This window comes from Alteromonas sp., assembly GCF_984505615.1.
The window spans coordinates 34,553-55,504 of sequence record NZ_CFHOXV010000028.1 but is presented as its reverse complement, the minus strand read 5'-3'; the positions used below and the strand labels follow the sequence as shown (position 1 = coordinate 55,504).

The 20,952-nt window shown below is 49.5% G+C and carries 21 protein-coding genes and 1 tRNA gene; 7 read left to right on the top strand and 15 right to left on the bottom strand.

Annotated elements, in window-relative coordinates; translation table 11 throughout:
• Positions 1-365: 365 nt before the first annotated feature.
• From rplA to AC4PME_RS14485, 12 genes are all read right to left on the bottom strand, one after another.
• Positions 366-1,061 carry a 50S ribosomal protein L1 gene (gene rplA, locus AC4PME_RS14540; protein WP_119502618.1) on the bottom strand — a complete coding sequence of 232 codons (696 nt, stop codon included), beginning with the start codon at positions 1,059-1,061 and terminating at the stop codon, positions 366-368.
• Between the two features lie 4 nt (positions 1,062-1,065).
• Positions 1,066-1,494 carry a 50S ribosomal protein L11 gene (rplK, locus tag AC4PME_RS14535; protein WP_070123202.1) on the bottom strand — a complete coding sequence of 143 codons (429 nt, stop codon included), beginning with the start codon at positions 1,492-1,494 and terminating at the stop codon, positions 1,066-1,068.
• A gap of 203 nt (positions 1,495-1,697) precedes the next feature.
• The gene (gene nusG, locus AC4PME_RS14530) at positions 1,698-2,294 is read right to left on the bottom strand and encodes a transcription termination/antitermination protein NusG (RefSeq protein ID WP_119502619.1); all 597 of its coding nucleotides are present in this window, start codon (positions 2,292-2,294) and stop codon (positions 1,698-1,700) included.
• A 1-nt stretch (position 2,295) separates the two neighbouring features.
• Entirely contained in the window at positions 2,296-2,673 is a 378-nt protein-coding gene (gene secE, locus AC4PME_RS14525; RefSeq protein WP_119502620.1) for a preprotein translocase subunit SecE, read from the bottom strand.
• A gap of 62 nt (positions 2,674-2,735) precedes the next feature.
• Positions 2,736-2,812: transfer RNA gene (locus AC4PME_RS14520), tRNA-Trp, on the bottom strand.
• Positions 2,813-3,054: 242 nt separating this feature from the next.
• Positions 3,055-4,896, bottom strand: coding sequence for an ABC transporter ATP-binding protein (locus AC4PME_RS14515; protein ID WP_490710382.1), 1,842 nt, complete (start codon positions 4,894-4,896; stop codon positions 3,055-3,057).
• 13 nt (positions 4,897-4,909) lie between these two features.
• Entirely contained in the window at positions 4,910-5,524 is a 615-nt protein-coding gene (locus AC4PME_RS14510; RefSeq protein WP_491046247.1) for an RraA family protein, read from the bottom strand.
• A gap of 122 nt (positions 5,525-5,646) precedes the next feature.
• Positions 5,647-7,029 carry an ATP-dependent RNA helicase DbpA gene (gene dbpA, locus AC4PME_RS14505; protein WP_491046248.1) on the bottom strand — a complete coding sequence of 461 codons (1,383 nt, stop codon included), beginning with the start codon at positions 7,027-7,029 and terminating at the stop codon, positions 5,647-5,649.
• The gene (locus AC4PME_RS14500) at positions 7,026-8,600 is read right to left on the bottom strand and encodes a substrate-binding periplasmic protein (protein ID WP_491046249.1); all 1,575 of its coding nucleotides are present in this window, start codon (positions 8,598-8,600) and stop codon (positions 7,026-7,028) included. The genes dbpA and AC4PME_RS14500 overlap by 4 nt, the downstream gene beginning before the upstream one ends.
• Positions 8,573-9,616, bottom strand: a complete 1,044-nt coding sequence (gene pyrC, locus AC4PME_RS14495) for a dihydroorotase (protein WP_119502625.1) — start codon at positions 9,614-9,616, stop codon at positions 8,573-8,575. The genes AC4PME_RS14500 and pyrC overlap by 28 nt, the downstream gene beginning before the upstream one ends.
• 118 nt (positions 9,617-9,734) lie before the next feature.
• Positions 9,735-10,298 (bottom strand): PhnA domain-containing protein, encoded by a 564-nt coding sequence (locus AC4PME_RS14490; RefSeq protein ID WP_491046281.1) that lies wholly within the window; start codon positions 10,296-10,298, stop codon positions 9,735-9,737.
• Between the two features lie 54 nt (positions 10,299-10,352).
• Positions 10,353-10,883, bottom strand: coding sequence for a lipocalin family protein (locus AC4PME_RS14485; RefSeq protein ID WP_491046250.1), 531 nt, complete (start codon positions 10,881-10,883; stop codon positions 10,353-10,355).
• Positions 10,884-11,003: 120 nt separating this feature from the next.
• On the opposite strand from AC4PME_RS14485, the gene AC4PME_RS14480 reads away from it, so the two are divergent.
• Entirely contained in the window at positions 11,004-11,957 is a 954-nt protein-coding gene (locus tag AC4PME_RS14480) for an aldo/keto reductase (protein WP_491046251.1), read from the top strand.
• Between the two features lie 77 nt (positions 11,958-12,034).
• Positions 12,035-12,421, top strand: coding sequence for an SMU1112c/YaeR family gloxylase I-like metalloprotein (gloA2, locus tag AC4PME_RS14475; RefSeq protein ID WP_119502628.1), 387 nt, complete (start codon positions 12,035-12,037; stop codon positions 12,419-12,421).
• Between the two features lie 4 nt (positions 12,422-12,425).
• Here the strand turns inward: gloA2 and AC4PME_RS14470 are convergent, their stop codons facing one another.
• A complete protein-coding gene (locus AC4PME_RS14470) occupies positions 12,426-13,316 on the bottom strand; it encodes an ROK family protein (RefSeq protein WP_491046252.1) in 891 nt (296 codons plus the stop codon).
• Positions 13,303-14,523 carry an MFS transporter gene (locus AC4PME_RS14465; protein WP_491046282.1) on the bottom strand — a complete coding sequence of 407 codons (1,221 nt, stop codon included), beginning with the start codon at positions 14,521-14,523 and terminating at the stop codon, positions 13,303-13,305. The genes AC4PME_RS14470 and AC4PME_RS14465 overlap by 14 nt, the downstream gene beginning before the upstream one ends.
• 357 nt (positions 14,524-14,880) lie before the next feature.
• Between AC4PME_RS14465 and AC4PME_RS14460 the strand changes: the two genes are divergently transcribed.
• Entirely contained in the window at positions 14,881-16,830 is a 1,950-nt protein-coding gene (locus tag AC4PME_RS14460) for an alpha-amylase family protein (RefSeq protein WP_119502630.1), read from the top strand.
• 290 nt (positions 16,831-17,120) lie between these two features.
• Positions 17,121-17,330, top strand: coding sequence for a hypothetical protein (locus AC4PME_RS14455; RefSeq protein WP_491046253.1), 210 nt, complete (start codon positions 17,121-17,123; stop codon positions 17,328-17,330).
• 55 nt (positions 17,331-17,385) lie between these two features.
• Here AC4PME_RS14455 and folE read toward each other — a convergent pair whose 3' ends face one another.
• The gene (gene folE, locus AC4PME_RS14450) at positions 17,386-18,072 is read right to left on the bottom strand and encodes a GTP cyclohydrolase I FolE (RefSeq protein WP_474852884.1); all 687 of its coding nucleotides are present in this window, start codon (positions 18,070-18,072) and stop codon (positions 17,386-17,388) included.
• Positions 18,073-18,203: 131 nt separating this feature from the next.
• Here folE and folM point away from each other — a divergent pair, with 131 nt between their 5' ends.
• The 3 genes from folM to AC4PME_RS14435 all read left to right on the top strand — a co-directional run bounded on the left by folM (position 18,204) and on the right by AC4PME_RS14435 (position 20,952).
• Complete coding sequence (gene folM / locus AC4PME_RS14445; protein ID WP_303575522.1) at positions 18,204-18,917, top strand: dihydromonapterin reductase; 714 nt, start codon at positions 18,204-18,206, stop codon at positions 18,915-18,917.
• A 78-nt stretch (positions 18,918-18,995) separates the two neighbouring features.
• Positions 18,996-20,066, top strand: coding sequence for an agmatine deiminase family protein (locus AC4PME_RS14440; protein ID WP_491046254.1), 1,071 nt, complete (start codon positions 18,996-18,998; stop codon positions 20,064-20,066).
• Positions 20,059-20,952, top strand: a complete 894-nt coding sequence (locus AC4PME_RS14435; protein WP_491046255.1) for a carbon-nitrogen hydrolase — start codon at positions 20,059-20,061, stop codon at positions 20,950-20,952. Before AC4PME_RS14440 ends, AC4PME_RS14435 begins: the two co-directional genes overlap by 8 nt.

Below are 20,952 nucleotides of genomic sequence, written 5' to 3'. Positions count from 1 at the left end.
CTGCTACGATCTCTTTTTTTGCTGCTAAACCTAGTGCCACTGAGTTCACCTCTTTAAATCTGATTAACCAATTACTTGGACTAATCAGGGTTTACAGATTGATGCCATTGCCGGATAACTGTTAAGTTGGCCGTGAATGACACCGCTCTACGGTGTTCGTTATCCCAGAGAGTCTGAGTCGAAACCACCGTCTGCGCAGGCTGTTGTATTAAGTTAAGCGTTGGTGCAAAAGTTCTCTTACCTCTTTTGCCGCTTAGCGCCTGCGGTCTTGGACGGGAGCTATCGTTATTCGCTTTTGGCGATATACAACAGCTCCAACCCATAACCTTTAAGAGACAGACGGGCTATGCCATCTGTAAAAAGTCTTACAGACCTACAGTACCTTTATCAACAGATACGCCAGCGCCCATAGTGGTGCTCAGGCTTACCTTCTTGATGTACAGGCCTTTAGCTGAAGAAGGCTTAGCTTTCTTCAGTGCTTCCAGAAGGGCTTCCAGGTTCTCTTGAATCTGGTTAGCTTCGAAAGCAATTTTGCCGATGCTGGCGTGGATGATACCGTTCTTATCGTTACGGTAGCGAACCTGACCAGCTTTAGCGTTCTTAACTGCAGTTGCAACGTCAGGCGTTACAGTGCCAGTCTTAGGGTTAGGCATCAGGCCACGTGGACCTAAGATTTGACCCAGTTGACCAACAACGCGCATTGCGTCAGGGCTGGCAACTACTACGTCAAAGTCCATCTCACCCGCTTTAACTTTCTCAGCCAGGTCGTCCATACCTACGATGTCCGCACCCGCTTCTTTAGCAGCTTCAGCGTTTGCACCCTGAGTGAATACTGCAACGCGAACGTCTTTACCAGTACCGTTAGGCAGTACGGTTGCACCACGTACGTTCTGGTCAGATTTCTTCGCATCGATACCCAGGTTGATAGCAACGTCTACGCTTTCTGCGAACTTAGCAGTAGCCAGTTCTTTCAGCAGAGCAACAGCTTCGTTGATATCGTAATCTTTAGTCGCGTCTACTTTCTCGCGGATCAGGCGAGCGCGTTTAGTCAGTTTAGCCATTCGATTAACCCTCTACGTTCAGACCCATGGCGCGAGCAGAACCCGCGATAGTGCGTACAGCAGCGTCCAGAGAAGCAGCAGTCAGATCAGGCTCTTTAGTCTTGGCAATTTCTTCCAATTGAGCGCGGGTAACTGTACCAACTTTCTCAGTGTTAGGACGGCCAGAACCACTCTTGATGCCAGCTGCTTTTTTCAGCAGGTAAGACGCAGGAGGTGTTTTGGTTTCGAATGTGAAAGAACGGTCTTCGTATACAGTAATTTCTACTGGTACCGGAGCGCCTTTCTCAAGACTTTCAGTTTTTGCGTTGAAAGCCTTACAGAATTCCATGATGTTCACACCATGCTGACCCAGTGCAGGACCAACCGGTGGAGAAGGGTTAGCAGCACCTGCTGCAACCTGAAGCTTAATTAAGCCAGTTACTTTCTTAGCCATTTTAATGCTCTCGTTAGTGGGTATAACGCCTCGTAAATACTCGAGAATATTTACTCAATCGGCTTCCCGTTCGGTTTCGAAGGGCGCGTAATGTACAACAAATAGTCGACTTATGCAACCTTAGATTTGAGAAATCCTGAAAGAGGCTCTCATAAAACAGAAAAACCTGCCGGAGCAGGTTTTTACAAATACGCTTTGTACGATTAACCTTTTTCTACCTGACCAAATTCCAGGTCGACAGGGGTAGAACGGCCGAAGATCAGAACCGATACTTTTACGCGGCTCTTTTCGTAGTCCACTTCTTCGACAACGCCGTTGAAGTCTGCGAAAGGACCATCGGTAACACGAACCACTTCGCCCGGTTCGAACAGTGTTTTTGGTCTTGGCTTGTCTGTATTTTCTTCCAGACGGTTCAGGATCGCATCTGCTTCACGCTTGGTGATAGGCATAGGACGGTCAGAGGTACCACCGATGAAGCCCAGTACACGAGGTACGCTCTTCACTAAGTGCCATGACTGCTCGTTCATTTCCATTTCTACCAGCACGTAACCAGGATAGAACTTACGCTCTGACTTACGTTTCTGACCAGCACGCATTTCAACCACTTCTTCAGTAGGTACCAGTACCTGACCAAAGAACTTTTCCATTTCGTGCATTTTGATGTATTCAAGCAGCGTTTTCTTTACGCGGGATTCGTACTGCGAATAAGCCTGAACAACATACCAGCGCTTTTTATTTTCTGGTGCAGCGCTTTCTGATGCTGCCTGATTTTCTTCTGGTGTTTGATTCTCTTCAGACATCTTACACTCCAATTCCGGTGATGAAGGCAACTAAACGTACGATAATGCCGTCAAGGCCCCACAGCAGCAGTGCCATGATTAACGTCGCAGCCATTACGATTAGTGTTGTCTGGTTAGTTTCCTGACGGGTTGGCCAGATAACTTTACGCACTTCCATGCGGGATTCTTTGGCAAATGTCAGAAACGCACTGCCCTTTTCAGTCGTGGCCGCAATAAAGCCGGCTACAGCAACAACTGCAACGGCGACAAGCGCACGTACCAACACTGAAACCTCACCGAACATGTGGTTTGCAGCAATCAAACCGGCCAGTAATGCAAAGATCACTAACCATTTCATCATGTCCAACGGATTGGACGTACTTTCCGTTTTTTCGCTCATTTCACGATCCTAGCAATACTGCGTCGTCAGTCGCTACAACGTTCGCTATAGCATTTTAATTCTGGCAGGGGTGGAGGGACTCGAACCCCCAACCATCGGTTTTGGAGACCGCTGTTCTACCAATTCGAACTACACCCCTGTTGTCTGTACGGACAAATTTCAGTTGCACTACCCTTGTGAATTCTGAGGCGTTTCTTTAAGGAAAATCGCGGATTCGCAAGGGAGGGACGCGTATTATACCCATACTCGCTTCAGATACAACACTGGCTGTCATCAAAATCCCTCTGATGCAGTCAGTTTTGGCTCACAAGGCCACTTATCTTTTTTGACCGGAGCGTCTTATTCCGCCTTTCCGGAGCGGATTCAATCCGTTTCTTTTCCTTATTCAACACCGATAAAGCCGCCGGTCTGGTGCGCCCAAAGTTTCGCATAAATGCCGTTACGGGCAACAAGTTCGCTGTGCGTACCCGACTCCACAATCTCTCCCCTGTCCAGCACCAGCAGCCGGTCCATTTGTGCAATGGTAGACAGCCGGTGGGCAATTGCCAGCACAGTTTTGTTGTCCATCACTGAATTCAGGCAATCCTGTATCGCTGCTTCAACTTCAGAATCCAGCGCCGAAGTCGCTTCATCAAGGATCAGAATGGGCGCATCTTTAAGTAGGACACGGGCAATGGCGATACGCTGTCTTTGACCGCCGGAAAGCTTCACACCCCGTTCACCCACGTGGGCATCGTAGCCGGTACGCCCTTCACTGTCGGACAGTGAAAGAATGAAATCATGGGCTTCAGCTTGCTTCGCTGCTTCTATCATTTCTTCTTCTGTGGCGTCAGTACGACCGTAGATGATGTTATCCCGCACAGAACGGTGCATCAGCGATGTATCCTGGGTCACCATGCTGATTTTTTCTCTTAACGTCTCCTGGGAAACAGACTTTACCGGTTGTCCGTCAATGCGAATTTCACCACTGTTGGTATCGTAAAAACGCATAAGCAGATTAACAAGGGTTGATTTCCCGGCCCCTGAACGTCCTACCAGACCGACCTTTTCACCCGGCTTGATGGCAATATCTAATTGATTAAATACGTTAATGTCGCGGTTATCACTACCGGTATAGGAGAAGTTCACGTTATCAAAACGGATAGCGCCTCCTTTCACGGCAAGGGCGTCTGCATCGCCGGCATCTTTAACCTCAACAGGCTTCGCCAGCGTATTCATTCCGTCCTGTACCGTACCGAGATTCTCAAACAGCGATGATACTTCCCACATAACCCAGTGAGACATGCCGTTTAAGCGCAGTACCAGACTGATGGCCACAGCGATATCTCCCGGTGACACGATTTCGTGCATCCACAAGTAAACAGACAGTGCGCCGATAGCAAAGATGAGTATGGCATTAGCCAGTTCCACACAGTTTTCCAGAATGGTCACCAGTCGCATTTGCGGATAAACCGTTTGCAGGAAGCCATCCATACTTTCTTTCGCGTAGTCCGCTTCTCTCCGGCTGTGAGAGAACAGTTTTACCGTAGTGATGTTGGTATAACTATCGACGATACGCCCCGTCATTACGGCTCTTGCATCTGCCTGAGCTTGCGATACCGCTTTCAGCTTCGGTACCAGAATGCGCAAAATACCAATGTAAACGAAGAACCAGATGATGAGTGGCATAGCCAGACGCCAGTCCGTTGAGAAAACCAGTACCACCATTGATATGAAGTACACACAGATGTACACCATCAGATCCAGCAGTTTCATTACGGTTTCGCGGACAGCCAGTGACGTTTGCATCACCTTGGTGGCGACACGGCCGGCAAATTCATTGTGAAAGAAACTTAAACTCTGTCCCAGCAGATAACGGTGGGCCTGCCAGCGGATCCGCATGGGATAGTTTCCCATCAGCGATTGCCTGTTGAACAGAGAACGCAGCAAAATACAGCCCGGAATTAATACCAGAACCACGAACCCCATTCCCGCCAGGGTCCATATTTCATCCTGCAGGAACGTGTCACGGTCATGGGCTGAAAACCAGTCTACCAACTGACCCAAAAAGCCGAACAATGCCACTTCCAGTGCAGCGATAATTGCACTCAATAAGGACACAACAGCAATAATGTGCCACATTCCCCGGGAATAATGGCGACAAAAAGCAACGAGCCCCTCTGGTGGTTGGGTCGGGGCTTCGTCAGGGAACGGCCTGGTCAGCCGTTCAAAAAATGAAAACATATGAGGGTCCGGGTTATTCTTTAAACCCTAGCTTAGTGAGGATGGATTCCACTTTTTCAAGATGATCATCCTGCCATTGTGCTAATGACACTGATGAATCCTTTTCATTTCTCTTTTTAGCGATATCCAGAACACTTGCTGCATCAGCCAGAGGAATAACCGCGATCCCCTCTTCGTCTGCAACAATGATGTCGCCAGGGTTCACAGTAACCCCACCGCATTCAATTGGCTGATTAAGGGGAGACAGTACCTTCTTCGCGCCGGGTTTCGGACATACGCCCCTGGCAAAAACAGGAAATTCCATCTCCCGTACTTCCTGCACATCACGGATTACACCGTCGATAATAAATCCTGCAACACCGCGCTGCTGCGCGATGGCACAAACGTTCCCGCCAGCCAGCGCGTACATATCATCGGCCTGTGCAACGATGATATCGCCCGGGTTTGCACGGTATATTGCTGCATGAAGCATAAGATGGTCGCCGGGTTCACACTTAACCGTAAAGGCCGGTCCGGCAATGCGTGGCACGGGTTGCCACAGTGAATGGATGTCGTAATGTATAAACTGACTACGCGGCAATGCATCTGCATAATCGCACACAGAAACGGATAAAAACTCATCGTACATGGAGCCTCCTTTTCAGCCTGAGTGGTGAGTTGCTCTCCCCACTATATCAGGCTGAAAAATAACCGCTGCCAAAAGCGGTGAATGTCCGCCATAAGCGAATCAGTGTGTAGTTTGCCGCCTTTTTAACCCAGTTTGCGGGCACGCACACGCTTGCCTTTAATCTTTCCTTCGCGAAACAGTTTTAATGCACGCTTCGCACTGCGCTCTTTCACCGATACGAAGCTCTGCGAGTTCTGTACCTGAATCTTACCAATATCATCAGCAGCAATATCAGCGTCTTTCACCAGCGATCCAAGGAAGTCACCGGGACGTAATTTTTCTTTTTTACCTGCATTCACATGCAGACAAACATATACAGGGCTGGTGATACGGTTTGCATGAAAACGGAGGCTCTGTGAGCCTTTCAGAGGAATTTTCATTTCCGCGAATGCTTCAATCTTTTCGAAGTGATCCTTCTCGCGCTCACTGACCAGTGTGACCGCCAGACCTTTCGCTCCGGCCCGGCCGGTTCGCCCTACACGGTGTGTATGGGTATCTGCATCTTCGCTGACATCCACGTTAATCACACAGTCGACTTCCTTGATATCCAGACCACGGGCAGCGACATCGGTTCCCACCAGCACTGACAACGCCTCAGCAGCGAAACGGGCCAGTACGTCGGTACGCTCACGTTGTTCCATTTCCCCCTGCAAACCGGCTACGGAAAATCCGGCAGCGGTCAGTTCATCCACCACTTCGGTCACCCGTTTACGGGTATTACAGAACAGAATGGCTTTGGTTGGCTGAATGGTGGTCAGCACGGCTTTTAAGGCATTGAGACGGGTATGCTCTTCTACCGAATACGCCTGTTGCTCAATATCCGGATTCGCTAACACATCAGCCTTCGCAGTGAAGGTGAGCGGATCAGCGAGATATTTATTCGCCATCCGTTTGATACCGTCGGTCCAGGTAGCAGAAAAGAGTAATGTCTGCACCTGCTCTGCGGTGTAGGAAAAGATTTCATCTACATCGTCTGCAAAACCCATGTCGAGCATGCGGTCAGCTTCATCCAGCACCCGCGATGTCACGCCGCTCAAATCAATCCGGTTTTTCTGTAAATGATCAAGGATACGGCCCGGCGTACCCACTATCACATGAGCGCCATGCTTAAGAGACTGAATTTGCGGACCCATGGGCTCACCGCCGCACAATGTAAGCACCTTCAGATTCGACATACACTGACCCACTGCACGGTATTGCTCAGCTACCTGTGCAGCCAGTTCCCGTGTGGGACACAGCACCACAACCTGAGCGGTAAATTCCGTGACTTCGACCCGGTTAAGTGTCGCCACCGCAAAAGCAACAGTTTTGCCACTGCCGGTTTGCCCCTGAGCCATAATATCGCGGCCTTCCAGCGCCTGCGGCAGCGTACCGGCCTGAACCGGCGTCATTGACGGGAATCCAAGCCTGCCAAGAGCGTCCTGAAGCGGGGTGGAAATTGCGTGTAATTCTGAAAATTGTGTCATTGTGTCTTATCGATACTATATAAATACATGATGCCATCCCTGACCGAATAGCGGGTATTACTGCGCTGGTTAATGTCTCTGGCCCAGCGCTCAGCCCACTGCAAATATTTCTCTGATTGTTTTAACCGGCTGGCAGCTTCTGTGAATTTTTCTACCAGCGCCGGATCTGTTCCGGATTTCGACAGCACCACCCAGGTAGTCACATCACTGTGACGGGTAGCTAATTGTATGTTCTTACAACCGGCTGCACTTTGTCTGCATCCGTGGTCCATTGCGCCGGGCGATGCAAATGCCAGATCAATATCCCCCTGATGCAGAGCATCAACCACTTCTCTCCATGAATCAAACTCCACCACAGGCAATCCCGCTTTACGGGCTATATCGCTGCGAAAGTCACGTTTAATTGTTCCTGTGACCTTACCTTTCGGAATATCGTCTATTTTCTCCCAGGTTTCGTCGTCCAGCCCGAAGAGTCCGTAGCTATTGCGGGTTACCGGCGTTATCCAGTGGAAGAGTTCTTCACGCTCCGGGGTTCTGGCCACGGTAAATGCCAGCACATTGGGCTTTTGCAGTGATTCGCGAATTAACCGCTGCCAGGGCACTGCCAGCAAGGGGGCATCGACATCGGCTTCAAGTAACAAAGCGCGCACTAAATCAGCATTATATCCCACCAGTTCCTGTCGCGAATTTAGTTTCGCGAAATCACCGGAGAGTTCTCCTAACACCCAGATATGCTCTGCTTTGTCGATACTCCGGGAGTCTGACAAATACAACACACCATCATCGGTACGGGCAATGAGGCCGAAAGCCGTTAACTTATCCTGCACCTCATCGGCAAGCTGGCGAAATGCCGGGGTTTGCCTGAACCGTTCTGCCGCCTGCGTGAGGGCCAAGGCCAGCGCTTCACTGCCCTCTGTCTTCGGCAGAACCAGGTAACTGACAGGTGTGCCGGTGGTGTAAGCAGGGATAAGTTCATCGCAATCCATCAGGGCTTGCGCGCACACCAGACGGACACCGGCGGAAGAAAAAAGCACGCCTTCAACCCGGTCTCTCAGCAATGTGCCGATTGCCTGCTCCCAGGAATTCACCGCCAGTACGCCGGACACATTGGCTTGTCTGAGCAACTCATGACGGTAGTCATCGCGCATAACTGCAATGGAAGAAAGCTGGTTCAGCGACGATACCCCTGACCGGGCAAAAACACTTTCTTTTTTAATGTACAGTTGATTGGGCGTTGCCGTTACCGGCATGATCCAGTGATATTGGGATTCTCTTTGTGGCGTGCGTACCACCGAGGCCCCCAACTGATTCGGATTCTTTTTCAAATCCGCCAGCATGCGGGCAAAAGGTTCCGGTCTGATACTGTCTTCCAGCCCTGCTTCTGACAACACCCCGCGGATAAGACTGACCGTATACCCGCGTAATTCGCCATCCTGCGTTTCCTCAGAAAACACAGGCACAGGACTGACAATAACCGACAATGGCTCAGCGTTAACAGAAAAGAGAACGCTGGCCAGAAGACTCAGACCGCCGGTGAGCCATCTTAAGAAAGAGACTGCTCCAGCTTCCATTTAAGTGTCTTCCCTGCATGAAACGGTACCATTTCAGTGCCGTCCGGTAATGTAACCACTTCAGGCACCTGCCACGGAGAATTAACCAGCGTGATGGTGCCTTCATTTAATGGCAAACCATAGAAGTTTGCACCGTGAAGACTGGCAAAGCCCTCAAATTTATCCAGAATATTCAGCTCATCAAAAATTTCTGCATAAAGCTCAATAGCACTCCAGGCACTGTAACAACCGGCACAACCGCAGGCATTTTCTTTACGGTGTCGGGCGTGAGGCGCAGAGTCTGTGCCCAGGAAAAATTTAGGCGAGCCGGTGGCTACCGCTTCCTGCAACGCCTTCTGGTGAGTATTGCGTTTCAGTACCGGTAAACAATAGTTATGTGGACGTACACCGCCAACCAGTAAATCATTACGGTTCAGCAGAAGGTGCTGGGGCGTAATGGTCGCAGCCACATTATCACTGGCCTGCATCACGAACTCAGCGGCATCGGCGGTGGTGATGTGCTCAAATACAATCTTCAGTTCAGGAAAAGCTGCAACAATAGGACGCAGGTGGGTATCGATAAACACTTTTTCACGGTCGAAAATATCGATGTGGTTTTCCGTGACTTCGCCGTGGATCAACAGTAAAAGACCGTGTGCCTGCATGGCTTCGAACACAGGATAAAGTGCTTCAATGGCAGAAACGGCTGCATCAGAGTTAGTCGTTGCACCCGCCGGATATAATTTACAGGCAACCACCCCGGCTGCTTTTGCCGCTGCTATATCTTCAGCAGTCGTCTGATTGGTCAGATAGAGCGTCATTAACGGCTCAAACTGACTACCCGCAGGTCGCGCTGCTTCAATACGCTGCTTATACGCAGTTGCCATTTCAGCATTGGTGACCGGCGGAACCAGATTCGGCATGACAATCGCTCTGGCGAAGCAACGGGCTGTTGCCGGTACGGTCTCGCCCAGCATATCGCCGTCGCGGAAATGTAAGTGCCAGTCATCGGGGGTGCGGATAGTTAACGTCTGCATCGGGTGTATTTTGCCTGTGTTGTCTGTTTCTCTGGCTAATTATGCCTGATAAGACGTCACTGTGCACGAATGTCGCGCACCTTGCTCAGGTAAAATGCGCGACAGTCTGACCCGGGTTTCAGGCTTTCTTTGTATAAGCGGCAATAATGACGATGCGGGTACCGTTTACACGGCCTTCAATGTGAAGCGGGTTATCACTTAAGCCAATATTACGTACAGCCGTTCCCCGCTTTGCAGTGAATGTGGCGCCTTTCACGTTAAGATCTTTGACCAGATGAACGGTGTCACCGGCAGTCAGCGCGGTTCCGTTGCAATCCAGAGTCGGCTGACGGTTCAGATCCACCAGACCGGCCTCGCCCCAGGCGCGCACATTGTCTTCCAGATACGCAATGTCCAGCAAATCCTGCGCCCAGGTCTCTGATTTCAGCTTATTCAGCATGCGCCACGCCGTCACCTGTACCGGTGCAACAGGCGACCACACGGCTTCATTCAGGCAGCGCCAGTGGTCTGCATTTAATTCACTTTCGCCGTTTAACTGGTCACGGCAAACCTGACACGCAGCGATATGCGTATCCGCTTCACTGTCAGGTGAAAAAGGCACTTCGTACAGTGCAACCAGGTCCTGACTGCCACACAACTCACATGCGCTGCCCGCACGGCTCATTACACGATTTTCCACAATTTACTCCGGTGAGGAAAAACCGCAATTGTAGCAGGGTTTTATTTTCCGTGCCGCTCATTCAGCACGGTGCATATCCTGTTTAACGTAGATCAATTTACCGGTGTCGTAACCCAGTCCCTCTGCTTTACTTACCAGAGATCGCAGTAAATCCTCCTGCATCGACGGATTACGGGACAAGATCCACAAATAATCGCGATCGGGACCGGTCACCATGGCGTACTGGTAGTCTTCATCCAGCGCTATCACCACATAGCTGGCATAGAAAGGCCCGAAGAAAGACACTTTAAGGTGCGCGGTTTGTTCATCTTCTACAAACAGGGCCTTACCTTCAGCCTCGTCCCATTTGTTATCTTCGCCGTCAAATCCCCGGTTGATAACTTTCACACTGCCGTCTTCAGCCAGAGAATAAGTCGCCGTTACCTGTGTAAGGCCCTCTTCAAAGGAATGAGGTAATCTTGCAATTTCATACCAGGTACCCAGATACCTGTCGAGCCGGAAATCTTTTACCGGCTGTATGCCCTCCGGTTTCGATGTACAACCGGAAATCGCAAACAAAGCGAAAATGAAAAAAGTGAATAAACGCATAGCTGGCACTCTTACAATCAAAATAAACATGTTTAGCTTACATACGACTGCAAACCCGATCCGGATACCTGAAAACATGTTAATCTGGCAAAAATAAACAAAACCAATTCAGGACTTTGCATGTTATCTCACTATTTTCCTAACGCGAGTAAACTGGTCTACGGATGTATGGGCCTCGGCGGTGACTGGGACAGCTCCCCGGTCACCCGTGAACATTACACGCAGACCAGAGACATCATCGAAACAGCGCTTGAAAATAACATCACCGTTTTCGATCATGCCGATATTTATACACTGACCAAAGCGGAACAGGTATTCGGGCAAGTGCTAAAAGATGCACCGTCGCTGAAAGATAAGATGATTCTGCAATCAAAATGCGCCATCCGCTTTGAGGATGAAGCCGGTCCCAAGCGCTATGACTTTTCTGCCAAATGGATAACCGAATCTGTAGACGGAATTTTGTCCCGTTTGGGCATTGAGCAACTGGATATTTTACTGCTGCACAGACCTGACCCGCTGATTGAACTCAGTGAAGTTGCACAAACCATTCATGATTTGCAGGCATCAGGCAAAATTAAACACCTCGGTGTGTCTAACATGCACGGTCATCAGATTGCATTTTTGCAAAGTGCACTGGATACACCCATTGTCGCCAATCAGCTTGAAATGAGTCTGGCATTCCGCGACTGGGTAGAAGATGGCATTACCACTAACAGCGCCCACAACCGCAATATGGGCTATGCGCCCGGAACCATTGAACATTGCATGCTGAATAAAGTGCAGTTGCAGGCATGGGGAAGCCTGGCACAGGGCCGGTATACAGGCGGCAAAGCTGAATTTGAAGAAGATGTTGCCACGGCGGCGCTGGTTACCAAACTGGCGGCAGAGTATGGCGTGTCACCGGAAGCCATTGTACTGGGCTGGCTGATGCGCCATCCTGCCGGCATTCAACCTTTGATCGGCACCACAAACCTGCAACGTATCAGACAGTGCACAGAGGCAACCAACGTCACCTTAAGCCGTGAACACTGGTACGCTCTGCTTGAGTCAGCCCGCGGCAGTGATGTGCCCTGAGCGACTGACACCATCTATGTAAGGAGAAGCCCGCCGGTTTCTCATTTTTTAAGGATTTTATCCCGCTAAGGAACACCATGCTAAACGGCTTTCATCATGTTGCGATAATCTGCAACGACTATCCGGCTTCAAAAGCCTTTTACACAGACATACTGGGTTTCAGTGTTATTGACGAAAATTACCGTGAAGCACGGGATTCATGGAAGTGCGACCTCGCCCTGCCAGATGGCTCTCAGATAGAGTTATTTTCCTTTCCCGGCGCACCGGCAAGACCTTCACGCCCCGAGGCACAGGGATTAAGGCATCTGGCTTTTAAAGTCAGTGATATTGATAAGGCTGTGGCGCAGCTGACAGCACATGATGTCAGCTGCGAAGATATCCGTACTGATCCCTACACACAAAAACGTTTTACGTTCTTTCAGGATCCAGATGGTTTACCACTGGAACTGTACGAAATTAACTGACACGTTATGCGTCATGGTCCAGCAGCGCCAGCGCGCCATAAATGCCCGAGCGGGTTCCCAGCCCCGGCAGACAAATGATGTCGTCCAGACTCTTGCCCTGAGGGAAGACAATGTAATCCTTCAGGCTGGCTGACGTTTTATAAACAATACGCTCCATCATGCCCGTTTTCTGCATTACACCGCCACCGAACACGATTTTTTGGGCGCTGAAACCTACCATCAGGTTATGGCACAATTGCGCCAGCACGTCGGCAAGTTTATCCCAGGCTTCGTGATCATCCGGCAGCGTATCAGACGGCTGTCCCCAGATTTTACCCAGTGCCGTACCTGATGCCAGACCTTCCACACAATTACCGTGGAAAGGGCACACACCTTCTATGCCCTTTGGCGGGATGACTTTAAAATGGCCAATTTCAGGATGCACCAGACCATGCAGGGGCTTTCCGTTAATCACCACTCCGCCGCCGACACCGGTACCAACCGTTACATACACAGCTACGCTGGCTTCCTGCGCTGCACCCCAGCGATATTCCGCCAGCGCTGCAGCATTCACGTCGGTATCAATTTCAACCTCACAATCAAGTGCACTGGCAAAGTAAGGCGCTACAGACGCGAAGCTCCAGTGAGGTTTCGGCGTTTTGGTAATGAAGCCCCAGGAATCTGAGCTTTTATCCAAATCCAACGGACCAAAACTGGCAATACCCATTTTTGAAAAGTGGTAGCCTCTGGCCCGCTGTGCTTCAAAGAAACTGACACAGGCAGCTAAGGTTTCTTCCGGCGTCGTAGTGGGTATGCGGATTTCTTCAACAATATGCCTGGCAGCATCCACAATAGCGCAATTAAACTTTGTCCCGCCGGCTTCAATAACCGCATAATACTGATCAAGCAGCGCCATATTCACTAGCCTCAATTTTTTCTAACTGACGTTGAGTCGGGTTCTTCAGATAATTAAATAACAGACCGGCAAACAGCAAACTGGCAAACACGGTGGCAACCATAAAGCCATATTTAGCATCGCCACCATTTGCGTCGCTGACCAGTCCCATGATGAACGGACCGGCCGCTGCTCCGGCTGCAGTGAAAAAGAGTATCACACCCGCCACCGATCCGTGCTGATGTTTAGGAAAGCAACTGATGCCTTTTGAATTAAACGTCGGATAAATCACCGACATAAAGATACCGGTTAGCGGGAACAGATAAAGTGCCACCTGTTTGCCTCCCATCAGTCCGCCGGCAAAGCACACAACAATGGCGCCGCTGAATAACATCAGAACCAGTGCCCAGTTAAAATGACTCATCATCCAGATCCCGACAAAACGTCCGGCAGCACGGAGAATGAAAAAAGCAGTAACAGAATAAATGGCCAGAGTTTGCGCCGCGCCGCCGGTATAACAGTCATAAGTCGCTCTTAACGAAGCTGCGTCGCACACCAGATAGCTTGGCATCCACACATAAATCGCACTTTCCGCAGCAACATATAAAAAGGCACCGGTGGAAAAACCCAGCGCATAGGGGTTTTTAACCAGAGACAAACTTTGACGGACTGAGACTTTCTCAGCACTGTCGTCCTGATTGCGGGTATAAACCGGATATTTCACCCACACCGCAACCACTATCAGAAATGTACAGATCCCGCCGGCGATAATGTACAGGTACTGCCAGGGCACACCTTTATGGATAAGCCAGGCAACAATCAGCGGACCGATTATCGCCCCCACTCCAAAGAAGGCCTCAGCACCGTTCATGGTAGCGGTATGCTGTTTCGTTGATGAGGAAATATCACCGATAAGCGCCAGCGCACCTGTTTTAAAAATACCCACCGCAATGCCGGATAAGGTCATCAGGCTGACGATAAAAACAAAGTTGTTGGCGATAAAGAAGCTGTAGCACGCCAGACCGAACACACTTAACCCGATTATGATGGTAGTTTTACGACCAAGACGGTCAGCAAGAAACCCCAGTAACAAACCAGACATTGCAATACCCAGCATGGGCAGGGAATGCATCAGACTTGCCTGAGCATTAGTGACATCAAACGCCACTTTCACTTCTTTAATTATTTCGCCCACAGAATCTGATGTCATTGCGAACATCATAAACATTAAGTACGTAAGCCATCGAATGAACTGGCTGTTCGACTGTTGCATACGGCTGCCTCATAAACTGCAGATAAGGCAACCTGTGGCCCCTCACCTGAGGATTAAATTTCAACTATTAACATTTTTTTATCATCACCTCGTCTAAACTTAACCATTTAAACGTGTGAGACTTTTTCGATTAAGTGTAGACAATTTCTCCTGAGACACTAGAAATAAGTCATTCAGAATGTTTTGCAAAAATCACTTAATCGTTTAAGATAAAGTAACAGAACGTACAAACTCTGTAAACATCATTGTGAATCAAATGTGAATTCCAAACCGCCATCTTCCGGTGTTTACAGTGAAAGGCAGGAGTATAAAATGAATTATGCCGCAGACAGTGAGCAGTGTTTAAGCCGTATTCTGGCTTCTGTGGATCTGTCCATGCTCAGTAAGCGCGACAGTGCAACCTTCGTCAGTCGTCTCGAAGCCCACTTCCCCACGTTATTTCAACGTTATACCTTTGTGTATGGTCATCAGTATGACTGCTATTACCATCTGCAAAAACTGGTAGAACTGCTGCGTGACGGACTGAAAGCCCGTAAGCCAAAGTTAAAACAGCAGGATGCTGCCAAGCTGAAGGATCCCCGCTGGTATAAGGGTCAGGAACAAACCGGACTTGCCTGTTATGTCGATCTCATGGGCCCGACGCTGAAAGATTTGCACCATAAAATCCCTTACTACAAAGCACTGGGTATCACCTACATTCATTTAATGCCACTGTACGATTCACCCGAGGGTGACAGTGATGGCGGCTACGCAGTTTCCGATTACCGCAAAGTGAACCCGTCACTGGGTAATATGAAAGATCTTGAAGCTTTGTCAGATGCGTTGCAGGCAGAAGGTATAGACCTGGTGCTGGATTTCGTTTTTAACCACACCTCAGACGAACACGCATGGGCGAAGGCTGCGCTGGCGGGGGATAAAACCTGTCAGAACTATTATTACCTGTTTGATGACCGTACCATTCCTGATCAATACGAGCGGGATTTACGGGAAATTTTTCCTCAGGTTCGCAGAGGCAGCTTCACCTACAACGACACTATGGAAAAATGGGTGTGGACGACGTTCAACAGTTTCCAGTGGGATTTAAATTACAGTAATCCGGAAGTGTTTAACGCCATCACTTCAGAAATGCTGTTTCTGGCAAACATAGGTTGTGCAGGACTGCGTCTGGATGCCCTCGCCTTTATCTGGAAAGACATGGGCACCAATTGCGAAAATCAGCCCAATGCCCACCGCCTGATCCAGGCATTCAACGCCTGCCTTCAAATCGTTGCGCCGGCCGTTGTATTCAAATCAGAAGCGATTGTGCACCCTGACGAGGTGGTGAAGTACATCGATAAGAAAGAGTGCCAGCTGTCTTATAACCCGTTATTAATGGCATTATTGTGGAACAGTCTCGCCACAAGAAAAACACGCCTGCTGACACAATCTCTGAAGAAGAGCTTTGTCATTCCCGACGACACCACATGGGTAAACTATGTGCGTTGTCACGATGATATTGGCTGGACATTCGATGACGGCGTAGCCCATGAAATTGGTGTTAACCCTTATGATCACCGTTACTTTCTGAACCAGTATTTCACCGGTCGTTTTGACGGTTCCTTCTCGTCAGGGGTACCTTTTGCAGAAAATCCGTCGAATGGTGACTGCCGTGTGTGTGGTTCACTGGCTTCACTTTGCGGACTGGAGAAAGCACTGGTCAGCATGGATCAGAATGCCATCGACACAGCCATAGAACGAATGCTGTTGCTTTACGGCATTACCTTTTCTATCGGCGGTATTCCGCTTATTTATTCCAGCGATGAACTCGGTTTACTGAACGACTACAGCTACCGCGACAATCCGGCGAAGCGTCATGATGACCGCTGGGTAAACCGTATAGCGGTTACTGATGCGCATATTGAAAATGTGATGAATCAGGATAAAGCGCCGGCCGGCCTTAATGAAGCCTGCCAACGAAAAGTCTTCAATGGCCTGAAAACAATGCTGGACATCCGCAGGCAGCATGCCGTTTTCGGTGATGCCCGTACGGAAATTCTGGATACCGGTAATCATCATTGCTTTGGTTTTGTCCGCTACAACCAGCAGGGCCAGAAGATGCTGGGCCTGTGTAATTTCAGCGAGCATGCACAGCAGGTAAGCGGCAATATTTTGAATACTATCGAACATAAACCGGCCCGGGACTTGTTAAGTGACAGCAAGCTCACTGGTCACGAACAGGTTATTTCACTGCGTCCCTATCAGTTAAGCTGGTGGCTTATCTGACCCTCATGCGCCGGCTTCCCCTATGCCGGCGCATTTTCAAACCTTTTTAAGTTATTCATCGTAGTTATTTGAAAACCGGTGGTGAATAGTTCTTTACAATTCTGTAATTGGACTATAATCCCGTTAGTGCTTTCATCTGATCCTCCTTATATGTCTCTTGCGGTTTTAGAAGTCCCGGCAACTGACGTGGAGAATTTAGCTGTTAATAACACTGTTAGTTGCAGATGTAACTGACTTATCGATTTCTACGGAACAGAAATCGCGACTTCACTTTATTTTAAGGAAACACAATGAACGCTACCCTGGAGCAAGAGTATCTTTGCCCGCACTGTAGTCATATCAATGCTATTGAACTGGATACGCACCGTGAGATGTACCGTGAAAAGTACACTACCTGCGATAAGTGCGGTTCTTATCTGGAAGTGGTACCCGCCGATGGTATCGGCGAGAAAATCAATCTTATCGTCTCTTTAGCGTCTTCTGATATCGCGCCACGATAGTCTTCTCTGAAACAAGCAAACTGCCTGTGTGCGCAGGCAGTTTTCTTAGCTTTGATTAGTCTCTGAAGAATTCCTGACGAAGTAACGGATCGGTAGTAAATTGTCCGCCGAGTGCAGATGTTTTCGTGTAGGAATTGGTATCTCTGATCCCGCGGGCTTTTACACAGTAATGCGTCGCATTAATAGATACCGCCACATCCTCAGTGCCTGCCAGCGTCTGGATAGCCACCAGCACTTGCTGCGTGAGTCGTTCCTGTACCTGAGGTCGCTGGGCAAAGAAGCTCACCAGACGGTTCAGTTTCGACAAACCTATCACTGTATCCTTGGGGATATAAGACACTCTTGCCGTGCCGTCGATGGTGACAAAGTGGTGTTCACAGGTACTTGTCAGGCTGATATCTGTAACCTGTACGGGTTGATTGAGCTGCATCTTGTTCTCAATCACAGTGATTTTAGGAAAATTCCGGTAGTCCAGACCGCCAAATATTTCATTGACGTACATTTTCGCAATGCGCGCCGGCGTTTCAGCCAGACTGTCGTCGGTACGATCTAACCCGAGCGTATCCATGATGTCTGTCATCGCCGCCTGAATGCGTGCGCGCTTCTCATCATCAGACAGACCATTCCGCACCATGGGTGTTTCCAGTCCTTTCGCTTCAAGTGCATTTCTTACCTTAATTGCCGCAGGGGACAATCCGGGTTCGATTGCGTCACGTACAACTACTGCTTCATTTGATAACATTAGAAAAATTCCGAACAACCTGATTTTCATTTAACGAAAAAGGCTATACTTACAGACCACTTTTTTCGTCAGATGATAAAAATTTAATGATGAAACCAGGGGCGTTAACCTGGTCATCCAAGGAGTTTGCTTTGCCCAGTCCAGTGCTGATAACCGGTGCTTCGCAGCGCGTTGGCCTTGCCATCGCCGAAAACCTGCTCACAAACAACTATCCCGTAATTGTAACATACCGTACTCATAAAGCTTCCATTGAGCGCCTTGAAAAAGCCGGTGCGGTGGCAATTTGTGCAGATTTTAGCACCGATGACGGCATCCTGCGATGTATTGAAGCGGTGAAAAGTCACACAACCAGCCTGCGGGCGGTCATTCACAATGCATCATCATGGGATTCAGAAAAACACAGCAAAGATTATGCGGCCCTGTTTGATGCCATGATGCAAATCCACGCGAAAGCACCTTATCTGATGAATATGGGACTGAAATCGTTACTGACAACCACAGAAGAAAAAACAGATATCATCCACATAACCGATTTTGTGCAGGACATTGGCAGCGAAAAACATCTGGCTTACGCTGCCAGCAAAGCGGCACTGCACAACCTGACCTTATCATTTGCACAAATGCTCGCGCCGGATGTAAAAGTGAACACCATAGCACCGGCACTGCTGATGTTTAACGAAGGCGACGATGAAGCCTATAAGCAAAAAGCGCTGGCGAAGTCGCTGATGCAGAGTGAGCCCGGCGCTCAGGCTGCGGTGGATGCTGTGAACTATCTGCTCAATGCATCGTATGTGACCGGAGAGACGTTGCAGGTCAACGGCGGACGCCATCTTAAATTCAACTGATTTCAACGTCTTTTATTTATCGCCATTTTGGGACGGGGTATACTTGCGCCGTCTACTAACTGATTCAACGGAACCGCAATGACGAATACACCTTCACCACTTATTCCGGAGTGGGAAGCCATCGATGCTGTGATCCTCGCCTGGCCCCATGACCAGACTGACTGGGCTCCCTGGCTTGAAGAAACAAGAGCCACTTATCTGCAGGTGATTGAGCAGGTGAATGCCGCCAAAGCCGGTGTCATTCTGCTGTGCCGTGAAAGTGATATTGCCGGCGTGCAAAGCCGCTTACCTGCCAGTGCACGGGTATTAATTGTGTCTGCTGAATTCAATGATACGTGGGCACGGGACTATGCATTTTTAACATGCAGAGCCGCGGGCGATGCAACCAGCCCGGGACAACCCGTTGAGTTTCAGTTTAACGGCTGGGGCAATAAATTCGATGCGTTTCTGGATAACCGGGTCAACCAGCGTTATCTGGCGGGTATGTGTCAGCTTCCGCTGAAAACCAGCGATGTCGTAGCCGAAGGCGGCGCACTGGAAATTGATGAGAACGGCCACTTACTGTCAACGGCACAGTGCCTGCAAAACCCTGAGCGCAACGGCAAAATGACCCTGGCACAATATGATGATGAATTCCGCCGGATGCTGGATTGCTCTGCAGTGACCATTTTTCATCAGGGACACCTTGAAGGCGACGACACCGACGGTCACATTGATACACTGGTGCGCTTTACACCGTCACAAGGTCTGGTTATTCAGGCCGCGGATAACTGCCCCGAAGACAGTCATTTTGCCGGTCTGGCTGCGTTGTGTGAAGAGTGCGCGGATGCGTTCCCTGCCCATGAGCAATTCAGATTGCCGTTACCGGAAATGTATAACGATGACGGCGATCGTCTGCCAGCATCCTATGCGAATTTCCTGATTTGCAATGATGCGGTTTTACTGCCCGTGTATCAGCAACCTCAGGACGCAGAAGCCATTGCTGTCACACAGGCTGCCTTCCCTGATCACACCATCGTACCGGTGAATTGTGACACCCTGGTACGACAATACGGCAGTCTGCATTGTATTTCCATGCAGGTTCCGGTTAACACATTGAAGCCTTCTGTACTGGCTCAACTGAATAAAGGAGTGACCCTCTATGCCTAAGAAATCCCTTAAAGTAGGTCTGGTTCAGCAGGCCGTTGCCGGCAACGATAAAGCCACCAACTGGAACAAAAGTGCAGAGCAGGTTGCTAAACTGGCCGCTGAAGGTTGTGAATGTATTTTATTACAGGAGCTGCATTCAACACTGTATTTCTGTCAGGAAGAAGACACGAATGCATTTGATCTGGCAGAGCCTATTCCCGGACCGGCTACAGACTTCTTTGGCGAGCTGGCAGAAAAACACAATATTGTGCTGGTAACCTCTTTGTTCGAAAAGCGGGGCTCAGGGCTATATCACAATACCGCCGTGGTGTTTGACCGCAGCAAAGAAATTGCCGGCAAATACCGCAAAATGCATATTCCTGACGATCCCGGTTTTTACGAGAAGTTTTATTTTACCCCCGGCGACATGGGCTTTAAGCCAATTGAAACCAGTGTGGGTAAACTCGGTGTGCTGGTTTGCTGGGATCAGTGGTATCCGGAAGCAGCCCGCCTGATGGCAATGGCCGGTGCAGATTTATTGTTCTACCCCACCGCTATCGGATGGGATATGACCGATACGGAAGAAGACCGTCAGCGCCAGCACGGTGCCTGGCATACGATCCAGCGCGCTCACTCTGTTGCCAACTCGTTACCTGTCATTGTGGCGAACCGAACCGGTTTTGAAGCCTCTCCGGTAGAAGGCGATCCGGGCATTCAGTTCTGGGGACAGAGCTTTATTTCCGGCCCGCAAGGTGAAGTGCTAGCACAGGCTTCCGCCGACAAAGAGGAGACGCTGGCGGTAGAACTGGATATGGAAAGAACTGAAAAGGTAAAACGCATCTGGCCTTACTTCCGTGACCGTCGCATTGACGCCTATGAAGATTTAACTAAACGCTGGCGGGATTAA

Coding starts and splice junctions, on each gene's coding strand:
- rplA (WP_119502618.1), bottom strand. CDS start 1,061: ATGGCTAAACTGACTAAACGCGCTCGCCTGATCCGCGAGAAAGTAGAC.
- rplK (WP_070123202.1), bottom strand. CDS start 1,494: ATGGCTAAGAAAGTAACTGGCTTAATTAAGCTTCAGGTTGCAGCAGGT.
- nusG (WP_119502619.1), bottom strand. CDS start 2,294: ATGTCTGAAGAGAATCAAACACCAGAAGAAAATCAGGCAGCATCAGAA.
- secE (WP_119502620.1), bottom strand. CDS start 2,673: ATGAGCGAAAAAACGGAAAGTACGTCCAATCCGTTGGACATGATGAAA.
- AC4PME_RS14515 (WP_490710382.1), bottom strand. CDS start 4,896: ATGTTTTCATTTTTTGAACGGCTGACCAGGCCGTTCCCTGACGAAGCC.
- AC4PME_RS14510 (WP_491046247.1), bottom strand. CDS start 5,524: ATGTACGATGAGTTTTTATCCGTTTCTGTGTGCGATTATGCAGATGCA.
- dbpA (WP_491046248.1), bottom strand. CDS start 7,029: ATGACACAATTTTCAGAATTACACGCAATTTCCACCCCGCTTCAGGAC.
- AC4PME_RS14500 (WP_491046249.1), bottom strand. CDS start 8,600: ATGGAAGCTGGAGCAGTCTCTTTCTTAAGATGGCTCACCGGCGGTCTG.
- pyrC (WP_119502625.1), bottom strand. CDS start 9,616: ATGCAGACGTTAACTATCCGCACCCCCGATGACTGGCACTTACATTTC.
- AC4PME_RS14485 (WP_491046250.1), bottom strand. CDS start 10,883: ATGCGTTTATTCACTTTTTTCATTTTCGCTTTGTTTGCGATTTCCGGT.
- AC4PME_RS14480 (WP_491046251.1), top strand. CDS start 11,004: ATGTTATCTCACTATTTTCCTAACGCGAGTAAACTGGTCTACGGATGT.
- gloA2 (WP_119502628.1), top strand. CDS start 12,035: ATGCTAAACGGCTTTCATCATGTTGCGATAATCTGCAACGACTATCCG.
- AC4PME_RS14470 (WP_491046252.1), bottom strand. CDS start 13,316: ATGGCGCTGCTTGATCAGTATTATGCGGTTATTGAAGCCGGCGGGACA.
- AC4PME_RS14465 (WP_491046282.1), bottom strand. CDS start 14,523: ATGTTTATGATGTTCGCAATGACATCAGATTCTGTGGGCGAAATAATT.
- AC4PME_RS14460 (WP_119502630.1), top strand. CDS start 14,881: ATGAATTATGCCGCAGACAGTGAGCAGTGTTTAAGCCGTATTCTGGCT.
- AC4PME_RS14455 (WP_491046253.1), top strand. CDS start 17,121: ATGAACGCTACCCTGGAGCAAGAGTATCTTTGCCCGCACTGTAGTCAT.
- folE (WP_474852884.1), bottom strand. CDS start 18,072: ATGTTATCAAATGAAGCAGTAGTTGTACGTGACGCAATCGAACCCGGA.
- AC4PME_RS14440 (WP_491046254.1), top strand. CDS start 18,996: ATGACGAATACACCTTCACCACTTATTCCGGAGTGGGAAGCCATCGAT.
- AC4PME_RS14435 (WP_491046255.1), top strand. CDS start 20,059: ATGCCTAAGAAATCCCTTAAAGTAGGTCTGGTTCAGCAGGCCGTTGCC.